General features: G+C 64.2%; 13 protein-coding genes. 10 read left to right on the plus strand and 3 right to left on the minus strand.

The features are described from left to right. Positions 1-13 precede the first annotated feature (13 nt). Complete coding sequence (locus tag ACIP21_RS22155; protein WP_400692090.1) at positions 14-685, plus strand: response regulator; 672 nt, start codon at positions 14-16, stop codon at positions 683-685. Further along, complete coding sequence (locus tag ACIP21_RS22160; RefSeq protein ID WP_400692093.1) at positions 678-2,057, plus strand: sensor histidine kinase; 1,380 nt, start codon at positions 678-680, stop codon at positions 2,055-2,057. Before ACIP21_RS22155 ends, ACIP21_RS22160 begins: the two co-directional genes overlap by 8 nt. Positions 2,058-2,171: 114 nt before the next feature. On the opposite strand, the gene ACIP21_RS22165 is transcribed toward ACIP21_RS22160, so the two are convergent. Continuing rightward, positions 2,172-2,981, minus strand: a complete 810-nt coding sequence (locus ACIP21_RS22165; RefSeq protein ID WP_400692096.1) for an HDOD domain-containing protein — start codon at positions 2,979-2,981, stop codon at positions 2,172-2,174. Between the two features lie 31 nt (positions 2,982-3,012). After that, positions 3,013-3,954 carry a YgfZ/GcvT domain-containing protein gene (locus tag ACIP21_RS22170; protein WP_400692098.1) on the minus strand — a complete coding sequence of 314 codons (942 nt, stop codon included), beginning with the start codon at positions 3,952-3,954 and terminating at the stop codon, positions 3,013-3,015. Between the two features lie 133 nt (positions 3,955-4,087). On the opposite strand from ACIP21_RS22170, the gene ACIP21_RS22175 reads away from it, so the two are divergent. Both ACIP21_RS22175 and ACIP21_RS22180 read left to right on the plus strand, forming a co-directional pair. Then, the gene (locus ACIP21_RS22175; RefSeq protein ID WP_400692101.1) at positions 4,088-4,342 is read left to right on the plus strand and encodes a succinate dehydrogenase assembly factor 2; all 255 of its coding nucleotides are present in this window, start codon (positions 4,088-4,090) and stop codon (positions 4,340-4,342) included. Further along, positions 4,326-4,811, plus strand: coding sequence for a protein YgfX (locus ACIP21_RS22180; RefSeq protein WP_400692104.1), 486 nt, complete (start codon positions 4,326-4,328; stop codon positions 4,809-4,811). The genes ACIP21_RS22175 and ACIP21_RS22180 overlap by 17 nt, the downstream gene beginning before the upstream one ends. A gap of 67 nt (positions 4,812-4,878) precedes the next feature. Here ACIP21_RS22180 and nadB read toward each other — a convergent pair whose 3' ends face one another. Then, positions 4,879-6,483: an L-aspartate oxidase gene (gene nadB / locus ACIP21_RS22185; protein WP_400692107.1), complete on the minus strand. Its 1,605-nt coding sequence runs from the start codon at positions 6,481-6,483 to the stop codon at positions 4,879-4,881. A gap of 436 nt (positions 6,484-6,919) precedes the next feature. Here nadB and rpoE point away from each other — a divergent pair, with 436 nt between their 5' ends. The 6 genes from rpoE (at position 6,920) to lepB (ending at position 13,558) form a co-directional block, all read left to right on the plus strand. After that, positions 6,920-7,501 (plus strand): RNA polymerase sigma factor RpoE, encoded by a 582-nt coding sequence (rpoE, locus tag ACIP21_RS22190; protein WP_003252049.1) that lies wholly within the window; start codon positions 6,920-6,922, stop codon positions 7,499-7,501. A gap of 31 nt (positions 7,502-7,532) precedes the next feature. Beyond that, positions 7,533-8,123: a sigma-E factor negative regulatory protein gene (locus tag ACIP21_RS22195; protein ID WP_400692110.1), complete on the plus strand. Its 591-nt coding sequence runs from the start codon at positions 7,533-7,535 to the stop codon at positions 8,121-8,123. Positions 8,124-8,135: 12 nt separating this feature from the next. Beyond that, the gene (locus ACIP21_RS22200; protein WP_400692112.1) at positions 8,136-9,101 is read left to right on the plus strand and encodes a MucB/RseB C-terminal domain-containing protein; all 966 of its coding nucleotides are present in this window, start codon (positions 8,136-8,138) and stop codon (positions 9,099-9,101) included. A 209-nt stretch (positions 9,102-9,310) separates the two neighbouring features. Then, positions 9,311-10,717, plus strand: a complete 1,407-nt coding sequence (locus ACIP21_RS22205) for a DegQ family serine endoprotease (RefSeq protein ID WP_400692249.1) — start codon at positions 9,311-9,313, stop codon at positions 10,715-10,717. A gap of 181 nt (positions 10,718-10,898) precedes the next feature. Beyond that, positions 10,899-12,698 (plus strand): translation elongation factor 4, encoded by a 1,800-nt coding sequence (gene lepA / locus ACIP21_RS22210; protein WP_400692115.1) that lies wholly within the window; start codon positions 10,899-10,901, stop codon positions 12,696-12,698. Between the two features lie 5 nt (positions 12,699-12,703). Beyond that, positions 12,704-13,558, plus strand: a complete 855-nt coding sequence (gene lepB, locus ACIP21_RS22215; RefSeq protein ID WP_400692118.1) for a signal peptidase I — start codon at positions 12,704-12,706, stop codon at positions 13,556-13,558. Positions 13,559-13,685 lie beyond the last annotated feature (127 nt).

Here is a 13,685-nt window from a genome sequence, read left to right on the forward strand (position 1 = left end):
CAGGGAGAACCCGATGCGTGTGCTGCTGGTCGAAGACCACCTGCAACTGGCAGAAAGCGTGGCCCAGGCCCTGAAAAGCCATGGCCTGACCGTGGATGTGCTGCACGATGGCGTGGCCGCCGACCTGGCCCTGGCCAGCGAGGAGTACGCTGTTGCCGTGCTCGACGTGGGCCTGCCGCGGATGGACGGTTTCGAGGTGCTGGCGCGCCTGCGCGGCCGCGGCAAGACCTTGCCGGTGCTGATGCTGACCGCACGCAGCGATGTGAAGGACCGCGTGCACGGGCTGAACCTCGGTGCCGATGACTACCTGGCCAAGCCGTTCGAACTGACCGAGCTGGAAGCACGGGTCAAGGCCCTGCTGCGCCGCAGCGTGCTCGGCGGCGAGCGCCAGCAGCGCTGCGGGCCGCTGGTCTACGACCTGGACACGCGGCGCTTCAGCCTGGGCGATGACACCCTGACCCTGACCTCCCGCGAGCAGAGCGTGCTCGAGGCGCTGATCGCTCGCCCGGGGCGGGTAATGAGCAAGGAACAGCTGGCCGCCCAGGTGTTCGGCCTGGACGAAGAGGCCAGCGCCGACGCCATCGAGATCTACATCCACCGCCTGCGCAAGAAACTCGACGGCCACCCGGTGGCCATCGTCACCTTCCGCGGCCTGGGCTACCTGCTCGAGCACCGCGATGCGTGACAACGGCAGCCTGCGCGGGCGGCTGGTCGGCAACCTGGCGTTGCTGCTGGTGGTGCTGATGCTGGCCAGTGGCCTGAGTGCCTACTGGAACGGCCGCGAAGCCGCCGACACCGCCTACGACCGCACCCTGCTGGCCTCGGCGCGGACCATCGCCGCGGGCCTGTCCCAGCGCGACGGTACCCTCAGCGCCGAGGTGCCCTATGTGGCCCTGGACACTTTCGCCTACGACAGCGCCGGGCGCATCTACTACCAGGTGCTGGACATCGACCAGCAGCTGATTTCCGGTTACGAACGCCTGCCGCCACCACCGCCGGGCACGCCGCGCACCGACGACTACCCGGCGTTGGCGCGCTTCTACAACGCCACCTATCTCGGCCAGGACGTGCGCGTGGTCAGCCTGCTCAAGGCGGTCAGCGAACCGAACATGAATGGCATGGCGGAAATCCGCGTGGCCGAGACCGAGGAGGCGCGGGTGCGCATGGCCCGCGGGCTGATGGCCGATACCCTGCTGCGCCTGGGTATGCTGGCGCTGGGGGCGCTGGTGATGGTGTGGTTCGCGGTGAGCGCGGCGTTGCGCCCGCTGGAGCGCCTGCGCACGGCGGTGGAGGAGCGCCAGCCGGACGACCTGCGGGCCTTGCCGGTGGTGCAGGTGCAGCGCGAACTGGGCCCGCTGGTGCGTGCCCTGAACCATTTCACCGAGCGCTTGCGCGGGCAGTTCGAGCGCCAGGCCCAGTTCATCGCCGAGGCCGCCCATGAGTTGCGTACGCCATTGGCCGCGCTGAAGGCGAGGGTAGAGCTCGGGTTGCGTTCGCAGCAGCCCGAAGAGTGGCGCCAGACCCTGGAGTCAGCGGCCCAGGGTACCGATCGGCTGACTCACCTGGCCAATCAGTTGCTGTCGCTGGCGCGGGTCGAGAACGGCGCCCGGGCGATTGCCGAAGGTGGCGCACAGCGCCTGGACCTGAGCCAGCTGGCCCGCGAGTTGGGCATGGCCATGGCGCCGCTGGCGCACAATCGTGGCGTGGCCCTGGCGCTGGAGGCCGAGGCGCCGGTGTGGCTGAAAGGCGAGCCGACCCTGCTCAACGAATTGCTCAGCAACCTGGTGGACAACGCGCTGGCGCACACGCCGGTGGGGGGCAACGTGATTCTGCGGGTGCTGGCGCCGGCGGTGCTGGAGGTCGAGGACGATGGGCCTGGTATCCCCGAAGATGAGCGCGAGCGGGTGTTCGAGCGGTTCTACCGGCGAGGGGTGCAGGGCAGTGGACTGGGGCTGGCGATCGTCGGGGAGATCTGCCGGGCGCACCTGGCGCAGATCAGCCTGCATGATGGCGAGAAGGGCGGGTTGAAGGTGCGGGTGAGCTTCATCGCCGATTGATGTGTTGCCTGTGCCGGCCTCTTCGCGGGCAAGCCCGCTCCCACAGGAATATCACAGGCCGGAGGCTGTGGGAGCGGGTTTACCCGCGAAGAGGCCGGAGCAGGCCAAGCCGCGTCAGCGCAACATGCTCCGCGCTTCCAGCAACTCACCCATCTCAAGCTCCGTGCCATACGGCAACCCGAGGTGCCGATAGGCCGGCAAAGCCGCCAGCGGCCGGCTGCGGCCACGCTGGCTCACGCACTTGGCAATCTGCACCACATCGATGTAGTCGATCTTGTCGGTGCGCCGATCCAGGTCCTGCACCTGGCTCGGCAGGTTCACCAACTGCTCGGGAAACTCCCACGACGACAGGATCTTGTCGCCCAGCACTGGCTGGATCTGTTCGATCACGTGGTGCAGGCAAACCGGGTCGGAGAGTAGTTCGTTGTGCTCTTCGGCATAGATCAGCACCGGTAGCGCGCCAATCTGGTTGACCAGCCCGCCCAGCGTCGCCTGGTCAGGTTTCAATTCAGGCGCGTAGCGTCGACACAGTTCATAGCTGATGCCCGCAACCTCCAGGCTGTTCGACCAGATATCCCGCAACTTCTGCTCAACTGCCGACGAGCGGGCGTGGAAGATCTGTTCGATCACCAGGCCAATGGCCAGGTTGCAGCTGTAGTTGATGCCCAGGCGGGTGATGGCGGTGTGCAGGTCGGTCACTTCCACTGCGGCACGCAGCAGCGGGCTGTTGACCACCTTGATCAGGCGTGCCGACAAGGCAGCGTCACGGCCGATCACCTTGCTCAGGGCGGCAACGCTGATCTCGCTGTCTTCGGCAGCCTCACGAATGCTCAAGGCAACCTCGGGCAGGGTCGGCAGGACCAGGTCATCGTTGTCGATGGCCGCCAGCAATTGCGCCTGGACCATCTCGGACAGCTTGTTCATGAACGTCTCAATGGCAAGGGTGGTGCAATCTTCAGCGCTGGATTTCCCGGTCGCGGTCCAGCTCGTAAGGCAGATTCAACACCTGCAGGCGCGGGCCTTGCAGGCTGCCCAGGTGCAGGTTGTCGTCCTCCACCGAATCGGCGCTCAGCACCGCGAGCAGTTCACAGCCCTGGCCACTGCTGGCGGCCAGCACGACTTCGCCGACGGACGAACCATGGGTCGGCGAAAAGATCTCCGCACCCGGTGCCGGAATGGCCTGCCCATCGAGCGCCAGGCGGTACTGGCGGCGCTTGAGCTTGCCCAGGTACTGCATGCGCGCGACGATTTCCTGGCCGGTATAGCAGCCTTTCTTGAAGCTCACGCCATCGACCGCCTGCAGGTTGATCATCTGTGGGATGAACAGCTCGCGGGTCGGGCCCATGACCTGGCCGATGCCGGCGCGGATCTGCCCCAGCAGCCAGTCGTTGAGGCTCCCCTCGGGCAGGGCGGCCGTCAGGTGCTCGCGCACGCTGGCGGCATTCTCGGCCGAGGCCCAGAGTTCGACGCGCCCCGGGGAGACGGCAATGGCGATCAACCCCTCGTGGCGCACGGTGGCGCCCGGGGTGGTCGGCACGCTCATGCCCAGTGCCTGCAGCGCGGCATCGCCACCTTGCAGGCCGAAGCGCGCCCAGGCGGCGCTTTCGTCGGTCAGCGTGGCCTTGGAGAACACGGCGTACTTCTTCAGGTCGGCCAGTTGCAGCTCCAGCAGTTCGCTGGCCATGGCCAGCAGGTAGCCGTTGCCTTCGGGCAGGATGCGGAAGCTCGACTGCATGCGCCCCTTGACCATGCAGCGGGCGCCAAGGCCGGCGTGCTCGTGGCTGAGGTAGTTGATGTTGCAGGTCAGCTGGCCCTGCAGGAACTTGCCGGCGTCGGAGCCGCGGACGGCGAGGATGCCCTCGTGGAGCAGGGGGCTGAAGAAAGCGGAATCGGCCATGGGTCATCGCGGTGGCTAAAGACTGGCGGCCATCATAGAACGCCGGTAACAAAATAGGTAGGTGACTAGACCAACGCCCTGTGTCGCATCGTCCACTGCGCGGTATACTGCGCGGCCATTCGAGGAGGGTCCCATGGTCGAACAAACTGAACTCAACCGGCTTTTCTGGCACAGCCGCCGCGGCATGCTGGAACTGGACGTGCTGCTGGTGCCATTCACCCAGGAGGTCTATCCGACCCTGGGCGAGGCTGACCGCGAACTCTATGTGCGCCTGTTGAGCTGCGAAGATCAGGACATGTTCGGCTGGTTCATGGAGCGCACCGAGTCCGAAGACCCGGAGTTGCAGCGCATGGTCCGCATCATTCTGGACCGTGTCCAGCCCAAGTGATTTCTTCGAGTGCCGCTGGCAAGGCTCGCGCCTGTTGCTGGCGGCCTACCTCGGTTGCCAGGTGCTGGCGCTGCTGGCCCTGTGGCTGAGCGCGCTGCCCTGGTGGCTTGGCCTGCCGGTTCTGGCCGCTTGCATTGCCCACGCTGGCTGGGCCATTCCCCGACGTATCCTGTTGACTGATCCCCATGCCGTGACCGGCTTGCGCCGTGATGCACTCGGCTGGAAGGTGTTCTGCCGCGCGCGGGGCTGGCAGCCGGTGCGCTTGTGTCGGGATAGCGTGGCGTTGCCGGGGCTGGTGGTGTTGCGGTTCGTCAGGGCGGGGTGCTGGTTTGGCGAGAGCCAGTGCGTGCCGCGGGATGCCTTGGAGGCAGAGCAGCATCGGCGCTTGCGGGTCAGGCTGAAGTTCAGCCGTCGCCGGTTCAGTACCGCGTCGCCTGCTTCGCGGGTAAACCCGCTCCCACAGGGATAGCGCAGACCTCAGGGGCGACGCTGTACCTGTGGGAGCGGGCTTGCCCGCGAAGCAGGCGACGCCGGGTTCAGGTGGGGCTGAGGATGGTGTCCTTGGCCTCATCCAGCATCCCCGGATAGTCCAGGGTGTAGTGCAACCCTCGGCTCTCCTTGCGCTGCATCGCCGAGCGAATCATCAGTTCCGCCACCTGGGCCAGGTTGCGCAGCTCGATCAGGTCGCGGCTGACCTTGTAGTTGCTGTAGAACTCGTCGATCTCGTCCAGCAGCAGGCGCACCCGGTGCTGGGCGCGCTGCAGGCGCTTGCTGGTGCGCACGATGCCCACGTAGTCCCACATGAACCGGCGCAGTTCGTCCCAGTTGTGCGCGATGATCACGTCCTCGTCCGAATCGGTGACCTGGCTGGCATCCCAGCAGGGCAGGGCCTTGGGCATGGCGATTTCAGGCAGGTGTGCCTGGATGTCCTTCGCGGCGGCACGGCCATAGACGAAGCATTCCAGCAGCGAGTTGCTGGCCATGCGGTTGGCGCCGTGCAGGCCTGTGAAGCTGGTCTCGCCGATGGCATACAGGCCCGGTATGTCGGTGTGGCCGCGGTCGTCGACCATGACCCCGCCGCAGGTGTAGTGGGCTGCCGGCACCACCGGGATGGGCTGGCGGGTGATGTCGATGCCGAACGTCAGGCAGCGCTCGTAGACGGTGGGGAAGTGGCTCTTGATGAAGTCGGCCGGCTTGTGGGTGATGTCCAGGTACACGCAGTCCAGGCCCAGGCGCTTCATTTCGTGGTCGATGGCGCGGGCCACGATGTCGCGCGGGGCCAACTCTTCACGCGGGTCGAAGCGCGGCATGAAGCGCTCGCCGTTGGGCAGGCGCAGCAGGGCGCCTTCGCCACGCAGGGCCTCGGTGATCAGGAAGCTCTTGGCCTGCGGGTGGTACAGGCAGGTCGGGTGGAACTGGTTGAATTCCAGGTTGGCCACCCGGCAGCCCGCGCGCCAGGCCATGGCGATGCCGTCCCCGCAGGCGCCGTCGGGGTTGCTGGTGTAGAGGTAGACCTTGGCCGCGCCGCCGGTGGCCAGCACGGTGAAGCGGGCGCCGAAGGTGTCCACCTCGCCGCTGTTGCGGTTCAGCACATAGGCGCCGAGGCAGCGCTCGCCAGGTTGCCCCAGGCGCCGCTCGGTGATCAGGTCGACCGCCACCCGCTGTTCCAGCAGTTCGATGTTCGGGCGTTGCCTGGCCTGCTCCAGCAGGGTGGTGAAGATGGCCGCACCGGTGGCGTCGGCGGCGTGAATGATGCGCCGATGGCTGTGGCCGCCCTCGCGGGTGAGGTGGAACTCGAAGCCGCCGTCATCGACACTGTAGTGTTCGTCGCGGGTGAACGGCACGCCTTGCTCGATCAGCCACTCGATGGCTTCCCGGCTGTGTTCGACAGTGAAGCGCACGGCCGCCTCGTCACACAGGCCGCCGCCGGCATTGAGGGTGTCCTCGACATGCGACTGCACGGTATCGGTGTCGTCCAGTACGGCGGCCACACCGCCCTGGGCCCAGAAGGTCGAGCCGTTGGCCAGGTCGCCCTTGCTCAACACGGCTATGCGCAGGTGGCCGGGGAGGTTCAGTGCCAGGCTGAGACCGGCGGCACCGCTGCCGATCACCAGGACATCATGTTGGAATTGTTGGCTCATGTCAGGACACTAGTAATCTTTGGAGGGGGCGCGGCACAATAGTCACGCGCCGATGGCAATGTGAAACTATCGTGAATGCTGGCCGGGCTGTCTTTATAGCAGCCTGTAGCGTCGAATTTCCATGCCGCTCATGAGGTTGCGGCAATCTTTGTGGGAACTTTCCGCTACGGCCGGAAATCCTATGAAGGCTGTTCGCACGCCACAATTTTGCCGCGGCGACGCAGTGCGGCAGCTCTATCCGGGCTGACACCTGTGTATTCGAAACCCGATTATCGACGCAGCGGGCCGTGACCGCGCCGCGTCTTCCGTGCGAGCCGACAGAGGGCCGCAGGAAACTTGCTTGGAGGGGAGAACTTTTGCGTAAAGCCCGAGTCTATGGTTGCAAGCCTGAGCGAAGGCTGTCGCAACGCTCCTTCGAGTTCACTGAGGAGTGTTCATGCTAACCCAGGAAGAGGATCAGCAGCTTGTAGAGCGCGTGCAGCGCGGCGACAGGCGAGCGTTCGATCTGTTGGTGCTGAAGTATCAGCACAAGATTCTCGGGTTGATCGTGCGGTTCGTTCACGACACCCACGAGGCCCAGGATGTAGCACAGGAAGCCTTCATCAAGGCCTACCGTGCGCTTGGCAATTTCCGCGGTGACAGTGCCTTCTACACGTGGCTGTACCGCATCGCCATCAATACGGCGAAGAATTATCTGGTGTCCCGTGGAAGACGGCCGCCAGACAGCGATGTGAGCTCCGAGGATGCGGAGTTTTACGACGGCGATCATGGTCTCAAGGATCTCGAGTCCCCAGAGCGCTCGTTGTTGCGGGATGAAATCGAAGGCACCGTCCATCGCACCATCCAGCAACTGCCCGAAGATTTGCGCACGGCACTGACCCTGCGCGAATTCGATGGGTTGAGTTACGAAGACATTGCCAGTGTCATGCAATGTCCGGTGGGTACCGTGCGCTCTCGAATCTTCCGCGCTCGGGAGGCCATAGATAAAGCCCTGCAGCCGTTGTTGCAGGAAACCTGAGACAGCGGCGACAGCCAAGAGAGGAACCGCCATGAGTCGTGAAGCGTTGCAGGAATCGCTGTCCGCGGTGATGGATAACGAAGCGGACGAACTGGAACTGCGTCGGGTGTTGAACGCCGTCGACGATGCCGAAACCCGTGCCACCTGGTCGCGCTACCAGGTCGCCCGTGCGGCGATGCACAAGGAATTGCTGCTGCCACAACTGGATATCGCCTCGGCGGTGTCTGCCGCGCTGGCTGACGAAGCCGTCCCGGTCAAGGCCAAGCAGGGCCCGTGGCGCACCCTTGGCCGCCTGGCCGTGGCTGCCTCGGTCACCGTTGCGGTGCTGGCGGGTGTGCGCATGTACAACCAGGACGACATCACCGGCGCCGAACTGGCCGCCCAGCAACCTGCCCAGCAGGGGCTGAGCATGCCACAAAGTCAGGGCCCAGCCGTTTTGGCCGGCTATAGTGAAAGCAGTGAGCAACCGACCGGGCCGATGGCCAACGGCGTGCTGCAGAACCAGGCCGGCTGGGATCAGCGTCTGCCAGGCTACCTGCGCCAGCACGCACAGGAATCCGCGCTCAAGGGCACCGAAACCGCTCTGCCGTATGCCCGTGCTGCCAGCCTGGAAAACCGCTAAGTAAGGAGGATCATGCGCGCGCTACCTCTCCTGTCGCTGTTGATTGGCAGCTGCATGACGGTGCCAGCGTTGGCAGCCAACTCTTCGCCTGAGGCGACCGAGTGGCTGAACAAGCTGGCACAGGCCGAGCAAAAACAGAGTTACCAGGGCTCCTTCGTCTACGAACGTAACGGCAGCTTCTCTTCCCACGATATCTGGCACCGTGTACAGGATGGCAAGGTCAGCGAGCGGCTGTTGCAGCTCGATGGCGCCACCCAGGAAATCGTGCGCGTGGATGGCAAGGTGCAGTGCGTCAGTGGCGGCCTGGCAAGTGGGGCGGCAAGCCCCCCGGACTCCGCGCAGCGTTCGCTCGATCCTCTTAAACTGATGAGCTGGTACGACTTGAGCGTGGCCGGCAAGTCTCGGGTTGCCGATCGCGATGCGGTGATCGTCACCCTGACGCCGCGCGACCAGCACCGCTATGCATTCGAATTGCACCTGGACCGTCGTACCGGCCTGCCGCTGCGTTCGTTGATGCTCAACGACAAGGGGCAGTTGCTGGAACGCTTCCAGATGACCCGCCTGGACACCGATGACCTGCCGGCCGACCAGGACCTGCACGCCAGTGCTGCCTGCAAGCCGGTGGAGCGGGTGGCGAGCAGCGCCGGCGAAGCCGTCGCCGGTTGGCGTTCGGACTGGCTGCCGCCAGGTTTCGAGCTGATCGACAGCGCCGTACGCCGCGACACATCGCGTGACAGTACCATCAGCAGCCTGATGTACGACGATGGCCTGGCCCGTTTCTCGGTGTTTCTCGAGCCGGTGAAGGAAGACGCCGGCACCGACGTGCGCACCCAGCTTGGCCCGACCTCGGCCGTATCGCGTCGCCTGAACACGCCCAAGGGCAAGGTGCAGGTTACCGTGGTCGGCGAAATCCCGTTGGGTACGGCAGAGCGCATCGCCCTGTCGATGCGCCCCCAGGATGCCCAGGCACGCCAGTGATGGCGTGCTTTTTTCGGCCCGCGCCAAGGAGAACGGACATGCGGCTGAAATGAAATTAAAGCATTGTCATTTGCAATCCTTCGGCAAATTTTCTATAGGTCAGGCTTTCAGGAGTCTGGCCTTTCCTGCTTTGTGCAGGGCAATTTCCAACTACCGCTCGTTGTGACGGGAGCCGTATGTCAATACCACGTTTGAAATCCTACCTAACGATGTTCGCCGCCGTGCTGATGCTCGGCCAGGCGCTCAGCGCCCAGGCCGAGGAAGCCCTTCCGGACTTCACCACTCTGGTCGAGCAGGCCTCGCCGGCCGTGGTCAACATCAGTACCAAGCAGAAGCTGCCGGATCGCCGTGTCGCCGCCGGGCAGATGCCGGACCTCGAAGGGCTGCCGCCGATGTTCCGCGAGTTCTTCGAGCGCAACATCCCGCAGCAGCCGCGCTCGCCGCGTGGCGATCGCCAGCGCGAGGCCATGTCGCTGGGTTCGGGCTTCATCATTTCCAGTGACGGCTACGTGCTGACCAATAACCACGTGGTCCAGGACGCCGACGAGATCATCGTTCGCCTGTCGGACCGCAGCGAGCTGCAGGCCAAGCTGATCGGCACCGACCCGCGCACCGACGTGGCCCTGCTCAAGGTCGAAGGCAAGAACCTGCCGACCGTCAAGCTGGGTGACTCGGAGAAGCTCAAGGTCGGTGAGTGGGTGCTGGCCATCGGTTCGCCGTTCGGCTTCGACCATTCGGTGACCAAAGGCATCGTCAGCGCCAAGGGTCGCACCCTGCCCAACGACACCTACGTGCCGTTCATCCAGACCGACGTGGCGATCAACCCGGGCAACTCCGGTGGCCCGCTGTTCAACATGAAAGGCGAGGTGGTGGGCATCAACTCGCAGATCTTCACCCGTTCCGGTGGCTTCATGGGCCTGTCGTTCGCCATCCCGATCGACGTGGCCATCGACGTCTCCAACCAGCTGAAGAAAGACGGCAAGGTCAGCCGCGGCTGGCTGGGCGTGGTGATCCAGGAGGTCAACAAGGACCTGGCCGAATCCTTCGGCCTCGACAAGCCGGCCGGTGCCCTGGTGGCCCAGGTGCTGGAAAACGGCCCGGCAGCCAAGGGTGGCCTGCAGGTGGGTGACGTGATCCTGAGCATGAACGGCCAGCCGATCGTCATGTCGGCCGACCTGCCGCACCTGGTCGGCAGCCTCAAGGACGGCGCGAAGGCCAAGCTGGAGATCATCCGCAATGGCAAGCGCCAGACCCTCGACGTCGCCGTTGGCGCGATGCCGGACGACGATGCCGACATTGGCACCGGCAGCGGCCCGGACGGCAGCGCCGAGCGCAGCAGCAACCGCCTGGGCGTGTCCGTGTCGGACCTTTCCGACGAGCAGAAGAAGACCCTGGAGCTCAAGGGTGGCGTGGTGATCAAGGAAGTTCAGGATGGCCCGGCCGCCCTGATCGGCCTGCGTCCGGGGGATGTGATCAGCCACCTGAACAACCAGGCCATCTCCTCGGCCAAGCAGTTCACCGAGATCGCCAAGGATCTGCCGAAGAACCGTTCGGTCTCCATGCGCGTGCTGCGCCAGGGGCGTGCCAGCTTCATCACCTTCAAACTCGCCGAATAAGCGGGCCTGCAAGGCGCAAAGGGCAGCTTCGGCTGCCCTTTTTCATGAAAGTTCACAATTGCAAGGGTGATAGGTGTGTACAGTTCGGCAGAGGAATCTCCCATAACCCAACTGCTTAAGGTACAATTCCCGGCTATTTTTCGGCGGGCGTCCGGCTCGCAGCCTTTTCGAGTGTTGACCCGTGAGTGATTTGAGTCATATCCGCAATTTCTCCATCATCGCCCACATCGACCATGGCAAGTCGACGCTGGCCGACCGTTTCATCCAGATGTGCGGTGGCCTGACGGCGCGCGAAATGGAAGCCCAGGTACTGGATTCCATGGATCTGGAGCGTGAACGCGGTATCACCATCAAGGCCCACAGCGTCACGCTCAACTACAAGGCGCAGGACGGCAAGGTCTATCAGCTGAACTTCATCGACACCCCCGGCCACGTCGACTTCACCTACGAAGTCTCGCGTTCGCTGGCGGCCTGTGAAGGTGCGCTGCTGGTGGTGGACGCCGGCCAGGGCGTCGAAGCCCAGTCCGTGGCCAACTGCTACACCGCCATCGAGCAGGGCCTGGAAGTCATGCCGGTGCTGAACAAGATGGACCTGCCCCAGGCCGACCCGGACCGCGTCAAGGACGAGATCGAGAAGATCATCGGCATCGACGCCACCGACGCCGTGGCGTGCAGTGCCAAGAGCGGCATGGGCGTGGACGAGGTGCTCGAGCGCCTGGTACAGACCATCCCCGCGCCGGAAGGCAATATCGATGCGCCGCTGCAGGCCCTGATCATCGACTCCTGGTTCGACAACTACCTGGGCGTGGTCTCGCTGGTGCGCGTGCGCCACGGCCGGGTCAAGAAGGGCGACAAGATCCTGGTCAAGTCCACCGGCAAGGTGCACCTGGTCGACAGCGTCGGCGTGTTCACGCCCAAGCACACCCAGACCGCCGACCTCAAGGCCGGTGAAGTGGGCTTCATCATCGCCAGCATCAAGGACATTCACGGTGCCCCGGTCGGTGACACCCTGACCCTGTCCTCGACCCCGGAGGTCGAAGTGCTGGCAGGCTTCAAGAAGATCCAGCCGCAGGTCTACGCCGGCCTGTTCCCGGTCAGCTCCGACGATTTCGAGGACTTCCGCGACGCCCTGCAGAAGCTCACCCTGAACGACTCGTCGCTGCAGTACATGCCGGAAAGCTCCGACGCCCTGGGCTTCGGCTTCCGTTGCGGCTTCCTCGGCATGCTGCACATGGAGATCATCCAGGAGCGCCTGGAGCGCGAATACGACCTGGACCTGATCACCACGGCGCCAAGCGTGATCTACGAGCTGGAACTGAAGACCGGCGAGACCATCATCGTCGACAACCCGTCGAAGCTGCCTGATGTCTCGTCTGTCATGGACTTCCGCGAGCCGATCGTCACCGCGACCATCCTGGTGCCGCAGGAGCACCTGGGCAACGTCATCACCCTGTGCATCGAGAAGCGTGGCGTCCAGCGCGACATGCAGTTCCTCGGCAGCCAGGTGCAGGTGCGTTACGACATGCCGATGAACGAAGTGGTACTGGACTTCTTCGATCGCCTGAAGTCGACCAGCCGCGGCTATGCTTCGCTGGACTATCATTTCGATCGCTACCAGTCGGCCAACCTGGTCAAGCTGGACGTGCTGATCAACGGCGACAAGGTCGATGCCCTGGCCCTGATCGTGCACCGCGACAACGCCGCCTACAAAGGCCGTGCGTTGACCGAGAAGATGAAGGAGCTGATCCCTCGGCAGATGTTCGACGTGGCGATCCAGGCAGCCATTGGCGGCCAGATCATCGCCCGGACAACCGTCAAGGCGCTCAGAAAGAACGTACTGGCCAAGTGCTACGGCGGTGACGTCAGCCGTAAGAAGAAACTGCTGGAGAAGCAGAAGGCCGGTAAGAAACGCATGAAACAGGTGGGCAACGTGGAGATTCCACAGGAAGCCTTCCTCGCCGTGCTCAGGTTGGATAGCTAGGTCCTATGTCGCTAAATTTCCCGCTGTTGCTAGTCATCGCCGTCTTCGTCTGCGGTCTGCTGGGCTTGATCGACCTGCTGTTCCTGGCCCCGCGCCGGCGGGCGGCGATCGCCAATTACCAGGGCAGCGTCACCCAGCCAGAAATGGCCGTGGTCGAGCGTCTCAACAAAGAGCCGCTGCTGGTCGAGTACGGCAAGTCGTTCTTCCCGGTGCTGTTCATCGTGCTGGTGCTGCGCTCGTTCCTGGTCGAGCCGTTCCAGATCCCTTCGGGGTCGATGAAGCCGACCCTGGAAGTGGGCGACTTCATCCTGGTGAACAAGTTCTCCTACGGGATCCGCCTGCCGGTGATCGACAAGAAGGTCATCGAGGTCGGTGACCCGCAACGCGGCGATGTGATGGTGTTCCGCTTCCCGAGCGACCCGAACGTCAACTACATCAAGCGTGTGGTCGGCCTGCCGGGCGACACCATCAGCTACACCAACGACAAGCGGTTGTTCGTCAATGGCCAGCCGATCGCCGAACAGCTGGTCGGCGCCGAGCCGGGGACCCTGGGCAGCGCCGAGCTGTACAAGGAAAAACTCGGCGAAGTCGAGCACCTGATCCGCAAGGAGATGACCCGCTACCGCATGCCGCCGGACCAGCAATGGACCGTGCCGGCCGGCCATTACTTCATGATGGGCGACAACCGCGACAACTCCAACGACAGCCGCTACTGGGATGACCCGAAGATTCCCAAGGAGCTGCACGGCATGGTTCCGGACCGCAACATCGTCGGCAAGGCCTTCGCGGTATGGATGAGCTGGCCAGAGCCCAAGCTCAGTCACCTGCCCAACCTGTCGCGGGTCGGCTTGATCCATTGATACCCTTCGGCGCTGTCCTGCAGACAGCGCCGAATGCATTTCTGACATAGGCTTGTGTTCTCAGGGAACGAGAGATTCGCCGCTCGCCGCGACGGACCACAGCCAAACAGTCTTTCAGGAAGTTGAT

The organism is Pseudomonas sp. NPDC089401 (assembly GCF_044749485.1).
Lineage (GTDB): Bacteria > Pseudomonadota > Gammaproteobacteria > Pseudomonadales > Pseudomonadaceae > Aquipseudomonas.

Coding starts and splice junctions, on each gene's coding strand:
- rpoE (WP_003252049.1), top strand. CDS start 6,920: ATGCTAACCCAGGAAGAGGATCAGCAGCTTGTAGAGCGCGTGCAGCGC.
- ACIP21_RS22160 (WP_400692093.1), top strand. CDS start 678: ATGCGTGACAACGGCAGCCTGCGCGGGCGGCTGGTCGGCAACCTGGCG.
- ACIP21_RS22195 (WP_400692110.1), top strand. CDS start 7,533: ATGAGTCGTGAAGCGTTGCAGGAATCGCTGTCCGCGGTGATGGATAAC.
- ACIP21_RS22155 (WP_400692090.1), top strand. CDS start 14: ATGCGTGTGCTGCTGGTCGAAGACCACCTGCAACTGGCAGAAAGCGTG.
- ACIP21_RS22170 (WP_400692098.1), bottom strand. CDS start 3,954: ATGGCCGATTCCGCTTTCTTCAGCCCCCTGCTCCACGAGGGCATCCTC.
- ACIP21_RS22165 (WP_400692096.1), bottom strand. CDS start 2,981: ATGAACAAGCTGTCCGAGATGGTCCAGGCGCAATTGCTGGCGGCCATC.
- ACIP21_RS22175 (WP_400692101.1), top strand. CDS start 4,088: ATGGTCGAACAAACTGAACTCAACCGGCTTTTCTGGCACAGCCGCCGC.
- ACIP21_RS22205 (WP_400692249.1), top strand. CDS start 9,311: ATGTTCGCCGCCGTGCTGATGCTCGGCCAGGCGCTCAGCGCCCAGGCC.
- nadB (WP_400692107.1), bottom strand. CDS start 6,483: ATGAGCCAACAATTCCAACATGATGTCCTGGTGATCGGCAGCGGTGCC.
- ACIP21_RS22200 (WP_400692112.1), top strand. CDS start 8,136: ATGCGCGCGCTACCTCTCCTGTCGCTGTTGATTGGCAGCTGCATGACG.
- lepB (WP_400692118.1), top strand. CDS start 12,704: ATGTCGCTAAATTTCCCGCTGTTGCTAGTCATCGCCGTCTTCGTCTGC.